The following is an 8,751-nucleotide window of genomic DNA, read 5'->3' as shown; positions in this document are numbered from 1 at the left end:
GGTTGCAACTGGACGGGCTGGCGGGTGCCTTACAAAACAATGACGTGCGCGCCGCCCTTTTGGCGATGCCATCGGCCCCTGTAACATTGGCGGTTTATGAATGGAGCGGACCCGCCGATCAGCACCTGATCATCGGCTGGACCATGATCGACAGCCAGCAAACTCTGGATGCTTTCACCACCCGCCTGCTTGCCAGCAATCGCATCGCCACCGACCCGTCCACCGCCATTGGCAGCAGCATGATCTATGGCGCGGCCCTGTTGGCTCAAAAATCCGGTTGCTGGACCCGCACGCTGGATTTATCAGGCGATGGCCCCTCCAATTCCGGCCCCCGCCCGCGTGATGTGGTTGATAATATGCAAATGGGCCAGATCACCATCAATGCGCTGGTGATCGGCGTTGATAATACACGCGCCGAAAGTGACCAGAATTCCCAGATCGAACTGCTGACACAGTATTTCGAATCCGAGGTCATCCACGGCGCGGGCGCCTTTACTGAGCAGGCCATCGGGTTTGACCGGTTTCAAACCACAATGGTGCGTAAACTGTTGCGCGAATTGCAGGGGCTAACCGTCAGTCAGTTGGGCCCCGCACAGTAACCACCAGTCTTTGCCGCCACTCAATAGATATAGCGGATCTGGTCGGACCAATACCGTTCCATCCGGCGCAACGACGTGTTGATTTCTTCAATCCCGTCATTGCCCAACACGCCCTTGGCCTCAAGCCCGTCCGCATGGCGCGCAAACAGTTCTGCCACCACATCGCGAATATGCCGGCCCTTTTCCGTCAACCGCACTCGAACCGAGCGGCGATCAATCTCGCATCGCTGATGGTGCATAAACTCCATCTCGACCAGTTTTTTCAGGTTATAGGACACGTTAGACCCCTGATAATAACCGCGCGATTTCAATTCGCCCGCCGTCACCTCGTTGTCGCCAATGTTGAACAACAACAGGGCTTGCACCGCGTTAATCTCCAACACGCCGACCCGCTCGAATTCGTCCTTGATCACGTCCAGCAACAGACGGTGCAACCGCTCCACCATTGCCAATGTTTCCAGATAGCCCGCGATAAAACCCTGTTGCGACTGGGTCACCACGTTTGAATGTACACTCATTATTTCTCTCCGCCGATAACTGCTCAGCGGTGACAATGCAGATAAATCACAAACATTCGGTTAAACTGTGAAAATTATGACTTAAAGGCGAATTTTGAAATCTCCGTCAGCAGGTCCAGATAGGTATCCGGCGTCGGCACCTGCCCCGTAACCCATTGATATAAATCATGGTCATTCTCGTTCAGCATCGCGTCATACAAAACGATCTGCGCCTCATTCAGCGCCACCAATTCCGTATCACTATAGGGGCCAAGCACCATATCCATTTCCTTGGTGCCGCGCCGCCATGACCGCATTTTCAGACGTTTCAGGCGATCCTGATTGCTTTCCGACATTACAAATGACTCGGAATTGCGGTGCGTAAGCGTTTCTCAAGGCGCCCCATCTGGTCTATATTTTCCTTCATCCGGCTGCGCAACTGGCGCATCTCTGACAGTAATTCCATAACATCCGCTGGCAACATTGCATCATTATGCGGCTCGGCTACCCCCTCGCCATCCCCCGTCAACAGCCACACCAGTGAAATGTTCAAAATGCCGGCCAGCATTTGCAGCTTGTTGGCCCGCGGCTCGGATAAATCATCTTCCCACCCTTGCACGGTTTTCAGTTTCACTCCCAGACGCTTGGCCAGCTCTTTCTGGCTCCATCCCATCGCCTCGCGTGCGCCGACCACGCGATCGCCGAATGTCGCCTGATCCTCTGAATACCAGTCTGTTTCGGTGTCTTCGGTATGGTCGTCTACCACTGGGTCATTCATTTCATTCTCGCTTTTTGCCAAACCGCTTGATCAGGTTTCTTGCGCACCCTAAGACATCAGGCAACTACATTAAACCGGAGTCTGCCATGTCTTTCCTGTCTGAAACGCTCGCCCGTGTAAAACCATCTCCCACCATTGCCGTTTCAACCATGGCAGCCGAGTTGAAGGCGGCTGGCAGGGACGTGATCGGCCTTGGTGCAGGCGAACCTGATTTCGACACACCAGACAACATCAAACAGGCCGGCAAGCGGGCGATTGACCAGGGAAAAACCAAATACACCGCCCCCGACGGCATCCCCGAATTGAAACAGGCAATTTGCACCAAACTAAAACGCGACAATGGACTGGATTATGTGCCCGCGCAGGTCTCTGTCGGCACTGGCGGCAAGCAAACGCTCTATAACGCGCTGGTCGCCACCCTGAACGAGGGCGACGAGGTGCTGATCCCCGCACCCTATTGGGTCAGCTACCCCGATATGGTGCTGCTGGCGGGTGGCACACCCGTAACAATCGAGGCAACCCTTGAGGCTGATTTCAAAATCACACCGGCCCAACTAGAGGCCGCGATCACGCCCAAAACCAAATGGCTGATCTTCAACTCGCCCTCCAACCCGACGGGCGCTGGCTATACCCGTGACGAACTAAAGGGGCTGACGGACGTTTTGATGCGCCACCCACACGTCTGGGTGATGACCGATGATATGTATGAACATCTGGTATTTGACAATTTTGAATTCACCACCCCTGCCCAAGTTGAACCCGGCCTGTACGACCGCACCCTGACTTGTAACGGTGTATCCAAAGCATACGCAATGACCGGCTGGCGCATTGGCTATGCGGCGGGGCCGGAAACGTTGATCGCGGCGATGCGCAAGGTGCAGTCGCAATCCACCTCCAACCCGTGCACCATATCCCAATGGGCCGCGGTCGAGGCGCTGAACGGCACACAGGATTTCATCGCCACCAATAACGAAATTTTCAAACGCCGCCGCGATATGGTGGTTGCAGCATTAAACAAGGCCAAGGGCATCACTTGCCCCACCCCCGATGGCGCATTCTACGTCTACCCGTCCATCGCGGGCTGCATCGGGAAAACATCAGCGGGCGGCGTGAAAATCACCACTGACGAGGTGTTCGCAACCGCGCTGCTGGAAGAAACCGGCGTTGCGGTAGTGTTCGGGGCGGCCTTCGGGCTTTCGCCAAACTTCAGAGTAAGCTACGCTACGTCAGATGAGGCCCTGCAAGAGGCCTGCAACCGTATCCAGACCTTTTGTGCGGGTCTACACTAACAGGGGCATTCATGGCCGCAGAGCTACCAGACTATTATTTCCGCGTCCGCGAGAACGGGGCCGTTGTGTTTCGGGTTGATACCGAGAACCGGCAGCGACGCATTGATATGGACCAGATCGCCGTGATCAACATCAAAAACGGTGAATATAAACCGCACGGCGACCGCATCCTGTCGGAAGATGACAAAACCGCAATCGAGGACTGGATGCAGGCCCGCATGGAGCTGCTCGCGGCGCGTGACATTGATGATATCCACCGCGCTGTGGACTACCTGAACATCACGACCCAGTGGGTGCAATCCAAAGCGGATGACGAACAGCTCGAAGACATCACCGACGCGTTGCTATTGGCGATGCACGACCTGCGCACGGTTCTGGTGCGCAAAAAGGCCGACCGGATGATGCGCGGCAATGATGACTAGGACACCTGTGCGATGAAAACTGCCCAACAGCTGATTGACGAGGCCAACGCGCGGGTTGAACGCATCACCCCGACCAAGGCCAACGAGATACGCGGTCAGGACGGCGTGCTGTTCGTCGATCTGCGCGACATCCGCGAACTCTGGCGCAGCGGCACCATCCCCGGTGCCATGTCCGCCCCACGCGGCATGCTGGAATTTTGGATCGACCCCGATTGTCAGTATTATCGCAAGGATTTCGACGGGGTGACAAAGATCGTGCTGTTCTGCGCCTCGGCTTGGCGTTCCGCCCTTGCCGCGCGTGATTTACAGGATATGGGCGTGGAAAACGTCTGCCACCTTGAAGGCGGCTACAGCGCGTGGGTGGAACAGGGACTAGACACCACTCCGGTCAAAAATCCCTATCTGGAAAAATCCAGCTAACCCTCATTTTCGTTCCATAAATATCCGCGCCGCAGGCATAAATTCTCTTCGGCGCAACACCCGACTATATCCGAACGCCCGACGTCCAGAACCGATACATCATCAACACACCAGCCACCCCCAGCCCGACAACCAGCCCCATCCAGACCCCGACCGCGCCATACCCGTAGGTGAACCCCAGCAGATAACCGGCAGACAGACCCAGCGGCCAATAGGCCACCGCAGCAATGATCATCGGCACCTTGGTGTCATGCACCCCGCGCAACAGGCCCAGCGCCATCACTTGTGCACTGTCAGCGAACTGGAACAACGCCGCCACCGCCAACAGGCTGACACCGATCCCGATGATCAACCCGCGCTCTGGATCGTCCGGCGCAAGGAACGCGCCGACCAATGGCGCGGGGACAGTCAGGAACGTAATCACCACGAACACCGACACCACAGCCGACATCGCCAAAACCACCTGCGCCCCGCGCTTTACCCCCAGCGCATCGCGCTTGCCATAGGCCTGCCCCGCCCGAATTGTCGCCACATTGGAAAACCCGACCTGCACCATGAATGTAATCGCCGTCAGTTGCAGCGCAATCCCATGCGCCGCCAGTTCCGCCGTGCCGATCCAGCCGACCATTACGGCGGACGCGGTGAACAACCCACTCTCGGCCAGATTGGTCATGCCAATCGGCCAACCCATCTGGAACACCGCGCCAAACGCCTCGCGGTCAATCCTCCAGAACCGCTGGAACATCGCGTGTTCGGGCATCTTGCGAACGATATAGATCGCCAAGGCAATGAACGACAGGCTCTGCATCAACAGGGACGAGATCGCGGCGCCTTTCACCCCCAACTCGGGCGCACCAAAATTCCCGAAAATCAGCGCGTAATTCACCAGCGCATTCAGCACCACGGCGGACAATGTAATCCACAGCACAATGCCGGCCCTCTCTAACGCTGCCAGATAGTTTTTCAGCACCATCACCATCAGGGCCGGCAATGTGCCCAGACAGGTGATGCGCAAATATTCTTGCGCGATTTGCGATATTTCAACGTCCTGTCCCATCAGGACCAGCAATGGGCCGGACCACCACATCAACGGCAGCACCACCACACCGTAAATCAGTGAAATCCACATGCCCATGCGGGTGACACGGCGCACCTGTGTGCCCTCACCGCTCGCTTCGGCACTGGCCACCATCGGTGCAACTGCGAAGGCAAATCCAGACCCCATGATGAACAGCAAAAACCAGAACGAGCCAGCAATGGTCACCGCCGCCAGCGCCTTGATATCATACCAGCCCAGCATCAGCGTATCAGTCATATGAATAGCAAACTGCGCCAGATGGCTGCCGATCAACGGAAGGCCAAGCAGTAGCGTGGCGCGAGCATGCGCGCGGTATGTCATATCTGTCGCCATGCCCTAGGCTTAGGGTGGAAAAATAGCTTTGGCAAGCGGCTGGATATCAGGTGGGACAAATCGCAGAGACAGACAATATCTTGCACCATACAAACCACCAAAGACAAAGGCTGCTTGACCCCGCGAACGACCTTAGGCTTCGGCGGTGGATTCGATTTCGAACAGCAAGCTCGGGATTGCGAGTCGGGTCACGCCAAGCAATGTCATCGGTGGGGCACATTGGATCGGTCCAAAACGCATTCCGAGTAGATCAAAGTTCTTCAGCGCCTCATCCACATCGGTTGTAAAGACACCAAGCCGGATGATGTTGCTCAAGTTCATATCCGCGCCAGCCAACACCGCCTCTAGATTATCCAGTGCCAGGCTGATCTGGCCGCGCATGTCACCGAGATGCTGGGGGTTGCCCGCGCCATCGACAGCGGTTTGGCCGGCGCAGATCAACTGGCGCGATGTGTCCGTGATGATCTCGGCCTGATTGTAGCCAAGCTTCAGGGACCAGTCCCAAGGGTTTACAGGTGTACGTTTCATTATCAAAGTCTCCTTGTTGAATTCTATGCTCACAACTTAGAATAAATTGGTGACAAATTATGTCACCGAAAGTACTAAGGTGAAGAAATGAATATTCGCCTCCGCCATGACGCCATCGTGCGCACCCTTCGCCGCAACGGAACGTCGACGATTGATGATCTGGCCGGGGAAGTCGGGGCATCGCGGCGGACGGTCCTGCGCGATATTTGCGCGCTGCGCGATCAGGGCTTTGTAATCCATTCCGAAAGCGGGCGCGGGGGTGGTGTGCAACTTGACCCACAATCGGTTCAGACCACCGCGCGATTATCCGTGGCCGAGGTATTCGCACTTCTCATCAGCGTGGCAGCCATGCGAGCGGCTCAGAGCTTGCCATTTTCTGATCTCGCAGATGCCGGGCTTGCCAAGATCGAGAAGGCCCTTCCGGCAGACAAAGTGCACGATCTGCGCCGGTTCCTAGACTGTCTGCATATTGGTCAACTGTCACCGCGACAGGACATATCGGATATAGGGCCAATTGATCCCGCACTGCTTCCTGCCTTCGAGACGGCATTTCTACAGCGGCTCTGCTTACGGTTCCAATACCGCGACGCAAAAGGAGTCGAAACGTGCCGTGAGGTCGAACCTCAAGCCATGTTAGTCCTGTCGCCATTGTGGTATTTGGTGGCTTGGGATCCTGCTCGCGAAGATTTCCGGCATTTTCGCATGGATCGGATCAGTAAACCGGAACTCATCAATGGCGCACCGTTCCGACGACGCTATGTGCCATTTGAGGATGATGTCTGCCCCTTTAACGATCAACATCTCTGACCTTGCCCAAAGCCCACATCTACCCTCGACCAAACCCACACTCTATGCTGGCTTCCTAGCCACCAGATCAATCAGCGCCGAGGTGCCGGAATGCCCCTCGCCCTCATCCACATGCCGCGTGTAGCTGCGCAATTCCAACACCTCGAAATCACCAAATGCCTGCGCCAGCATATCGTCCGTATACATGTTTTCGACATGGGGCGGACCACCTGTGCCCAGTTCAATCTGCTCCGGCGTATAACCGTGCAGCATCAACACCCCGCCCGGCTTTAGCGTGCGCTTCATGCCTGCGAATATCTCGTCACGCTGCACAGGTCCGACAAACTGGATGAACACCGCCATCACCAGATCATACTGTGCCTCGGCCCACTCCCAATGGGCAATGTCTGCCTCGTTAAACTCGACCTTAACATCCCGCGCCATCGCCAGCGCACGCGCCTTTTCAATCGCAATGTAGGAGCCATCCATCGCCACCACATCCAGACCCTTACCGGCCATATAAACCGAATTGCGCCCCTCGCCATCGGCCACCGCCAATACCTTGGTGCCCGCTGTCAGATAAGCCTGATGCTCAACCAAAAACTGCGCAGGCTCGGTGCCAAACAAATAGCCCGCCTTTGAATACCGTTCATTCCACATCTCAGCGCATCCAATCCAATTAATCTCATGTATTCACTCGGCAGCCCGAGGCCGCGTTAACAGTCGTTAATGCGTTCGGGTCTTCGAGTGGATCCAGATAGATTGGATTTGCCAAAAAATACCCCGCGCTTTCCCCCATTAAATAGGCAAGGCGCGGGGTAATACCAGAGGTATCACCTCAAAACTTGGTTACCTTTTGCGCTGGTCCGGATGCAGCGACGCGCCAAGGATATGGTTTGAGCCATGCACCACATGGCTGGCGCGGCCCACAATCAGCGGATCAGGCTGGCCCACAATGTCATAATCCTTGTCGGGGTATTCAATGGTCGACAGGAAATGCTTCATCGTGTTGATCCGCGCCCGCTTCTTGTCGTTGGATTTAATGATCGTCCACGGCGCATCCGCCGTATCGGTGTAAAAGAACATCGCCTCTTTGGCCTCGGTATAATCATCCCATTTCGAAAGCGACGCCAGATCGACCGGCGACAGCTTCCAGCGCTTCAACGGATCATCCTTGCGGCTGTCAAAGCGACGCTTTTGTTCCTCGCGTGTGACTGAAAACCAGTATTTGTACATCCGGATACCGGACCGCACCATCATCCGCTCCATATCCGGCGTTTGGCGCATGAATTCCAGATATTCGGAAGGCGAACAAAACCCCATCACCCGCTCAACGCCAGCCCGATTATACCACGACCGGTCATAGAAAACCATTTCGCCATTGGTCGGCAGATGCCGGATATAGCGCTGGTAATACCACTGGCCGCGCTCCTCGTCGGTGGGTTTGTTCAACGCCACGACACGGGCTTCACGCGGGTTCAAATGCTCCATGAACCGCTTGATCGTGCCGCCCTTACCGGCCGCGTCACGACCCTCGAACAGCATGACGAATTTCTGGCCCGTCTCGCTCACCCATTTCTGCACCTTCAGCAGCTCGGCCTGTAATTGGGCCTTTGTTGCCTCGTATTCCTTTTTAGCCATCTTCACATCATATGGGTATTCGCCGGTTTCAAAGGCTTGGCGGATTTTGTCCGGCGTCACATTGGGGAATGAGGACGGGGTATTTGCCGTCACTTTGGCGGTTTCCATCGATGGTTTTGGGGCTGCATTTGCCGGTTTGGCGGCTGCATTGGATTTGGGTTGTGCGGGTGTTGTCATTGCGCGTCTCCTGTCATGTCTGGTGTGGCGCAATTATAACCCAAAACCACAATGGGCGCATTGACTTGGGTCAATAGGTTTCACCATGGATTTCAGGGGGTTTCACATAACCGGACAGTCATTTGGTACCCGCGGCCGGGATCGAACCGGCACGGCCTTCCGGCCCAGAGATTTTAAGTTTTAGCATAAGGCATCTTATGCGC

The 8,751-nt window shown here is 55.9% G+C and carries 12 protein-coding genes; 5 read left to right on the top strand and 7 right to left on the bottom strand.

Annotated features, from left to right (window positions below; genetic code table 11):
• Window positions 1–599, top strand: a 599-nt coding sequence (locus ACWB12_RS13375) for a DUF1194 domain-containing protein (protein ID WP_479530589.1), incomplete at its 5' end; no start/stop codon positions are given.
• A gap of 20 nt (window positions 600–619) precedes the next feature.
• Here the strand turns inward: ACWB12_RS13375 and ACWB12_RS13370 are convergent.
• The 3 genes from ACWB12_RS13370 to ACWB12_RS13360 form a co-directional block, all read right to left on the bottom strand.
• Window positions 620–1,117, bottom strand: a complete 498-nt coding sequence (locus tag ACWB12_RS13370) for a MarR family winged helix-turn-helix transcriptional regulator (RefSeq protein WP_479530588.1) — start codon at window positions 1,115–1,117, stop codon at window positions 620–622.
• A gap of 74 nt (window positions 1,118–1,191) precedes the next feature.
• Window positions 1,192–1,452 carry an FAD assembly factor SdhE gene (locus ACWB12_RS13365; RefSeq protein WP_479530587.1) on the bottom strand — a complete coding sequence of 87 codons (261 nt, stop codon included), beginning with the start codon at window positions 1,450–1,452 and terminating at the stop codon, window positions 1,192–1,194.
• Window positions 1,452–1,874: a helix-turn-helix domain-containing protein gene (locus tag ACWB12_RS13360; protein WP_479530586.1), complete on the bottom strand. Its 423-nt coding sequence runs from the start codon at window positions 1,872–1,874 to the stop codon at window positions 1,452–1,454. Before ACWB12_RS13360 ends, ACWB12_RS13365 begins: the two co-directional genes overlap by 1 nt.
• Before the next feature lie 86 nt (window positions 1,875–1,960).
• Here ACWB12_RS13360 and ACWB12_RS13355 point away from each other — a divergent pair, with 86 nt between their 5' ends.
• The 3 genes from ACWB12_RS13355 to ACWB12_RS13345 are packed head-to-tail and all read left to right on the top strand — an operon-like array spanning window position 1,961 to window position 4,005.
• Window positions 1,961–3,163, top strand: a complete 1,203-nt coding sequence (locus ACWB12_RS13355; RefSeq protein WP_479530585.1) for a pyridoxal phosphate-dependent aminotransferase — start codon at window positions 1,961–1,963, stop codon at window positions 3,161–3,163.
• Window positions 3,164–3,174: 11 nt separating this feature from the next.
• Window positions 3,175–3,585, top strand: coding sequence for a hypothetical protein (locus ACWB12_RS13350; RefSeq protein WP_479530584.1), 411 nt, complete (start codon window positions 3,175–3,177; stop codon window positions 3,583–3,585).
• Window positions 3,586–3,597: 12 nt separating this feature from the next.
• Window positions 3,598–4,005: a rhodanese-like domain-containing protein gene (locus ACWB12_RS13345; RefSeq protein WP_479530583.1), complete on the top strand. Its 408-nt coding sequence runs from the start codon at window positions 3,598–3,600 to the stop codon at window positions 4,003–4,005.
• 64 nt (window positions 4,006–4,069) lie between these two features.
• Here ACWB12_RS13345 and ACWB12_RS13340 read toward each other — a convergent pair whose 3' ends face one another.
• Together ACWB12_RS13340 and ACWB12_RS13335 are read right to left on the bottom strand one after the other, a co-directional pair.
• Entirely contained in the window at window positions 4,070–5,404 is a 1,335-nt protein-coding gene (locus ACWB12_RS13340) for an MATE family efflux transporter (RefSeq protein WP_479530582.1), read from the bottom strand.
• Between the two features lie 144 nt (window positions 5,405–5,548).
• A complete protein-coding gene (locus tag ACWB12_RS13335) occupies window positions 5,549–5,944 on the bottom strand; it encodes a RidA family protein (protein WP_479530581.1) in 396 nt (131 codons plus the stop codon).
• Window positions 5,945–6,031: 87 nt separating this feature from the next.
• Here ACWB12_RS13335 and ACWB12_RS13330 point away from each other — a divergent pair, with 87 nt between their 5' ends.
• Window positions 6,032–6,751 carry a helix-turn-helix transcriptional regulator gene (locus tag ACWB12_RS13330; RefSeq protein WP_479530580.1) on the top strand — a complete coding sequence of 240 codons (720 nt, stop codon included), beginning with the start codon at window positions 6,032–6,034 and terminating at the stop codon, window positions 6,749–6,751.
• Window positions 6,752–6,793: 42 nt separating this feature from the next.
• Here the strand turns inward: ACWB12_RS13330 and ACWB12_RS13325 are convergent, their stop codons facing one another.
• Window positions 6,794–7,390, bottom strand: coding sequence for a class I SAM-dependent methyltransferase (locus ACWB12_RS13325; protein WP_479530579.1), 597 nt, complete (start codon window positions 7,388–7,390; stop codon window positions 6,794–6,796).
• Between the two features lie 189 nt (window positions 7,391–7,579).
• Window positions 7,580–8,479 (bottom strand): polyphosphate kinase 2, encoded by a 900-nt coding sequence (gene ppk2, locus ACWB12_RS13320; RefSeq protein ID WP_479530590.1) that lies wholly within the window; start codon window positions 8,477–8,479, stop codon window positions 7,580–7,582.
• Between the last annotated feature and the right edge of the window lie 272 nt (window positions 8,480–8,751).

Source organism: Profundibacter sp., from assembly GCF_056498605.1.
This window is presented reverse-complemented; position numbering and strand designations above follow the sequence as displayed.